Origin of the sequence: Salmonella sp. 32070601201500089SM, from assembly GCF_017573605.1 — a bacterium.
GTDB lineage: Bacteria > Pseudomonadota > Gammaproteobacteria > Enterobacterales > Enterobacteriaceae > Salmonella > Salmonella enterica.
In genome coordinates this window covers 1-675 of the sequence record NZ_JAGETK010000036.1, presented here as the reverse complement: position 1 = coordinate 675, position 675 = coordinate 1, and the positions used below count along the sequence as shown (strand labels likewise).

Below are 675 nucleotides of genomic sequence, written 5' to 3'. Positions count from 1 at the left end.
GGCACAAACTTCCGAAATCTATCTACTTCCGCCGTGGCTCTCTGCCCATCGCGCTGGATGAAGTGATTACTGATGGCCACAAACGTGCGCTCATCGTGACTGACCGCTTCCTGTTCAACAACGGCTACGCAGACCAGATCACCTCTGTTCTGAAAGCGGCTGGCGTTGAAACTGAAGTCTTCTTCGAAGTTGAAGCCGACCCGACGCTTTCCGTTGTTCGCAAAGGCGCTGAGCTGGCTAACTCCTTCAAACCAGACGTGATCATCGCGCTGGGCGGCGGTTCCCCGATGGACGCCGCGAAAATCATGTGGGTCATGTACGAACACCCGGAAACTCACTTCGAAGAACTGGCGCTGCGCTTTATGGACATCCGTAAACGTATCTACAAGTTCCCGAAAATGGGCGTGAAAGCGAAAATGATCGCCGTCACCACCACTTCCGGTACCGGTTCTGAAGTCACACCGTTTGCGGTTGTGACCGACGATGCAACCGGTCAGAAATATCCGCTGGCTGACTACGCCCTGACCCCGGATATGGCGATTGTCGATGCCAACCTGGTGATGGATATGCCGAAGTCCCTGTGTGCGTTCGGTGGTCTGGATGCGGTAACTCACGCCCTGGAAGCTTACGTTTCCGTACTGGCTTCTGAGTTCTCTGACGGTCAGGCTCTGCAGG

At 55.1% G+C, this 675-nt stretch carries 1 protein-coding gene; it reads left to right on the top strand.

Annotated features, from left to right (window positions below):
* Positions 1-675 (top strand): iron-containing alcohol dehydrogenase (locus J4728_RS23685; protein WP_208212522.1); only part of this gene is annotated, 675 nt, incomplete at both ends.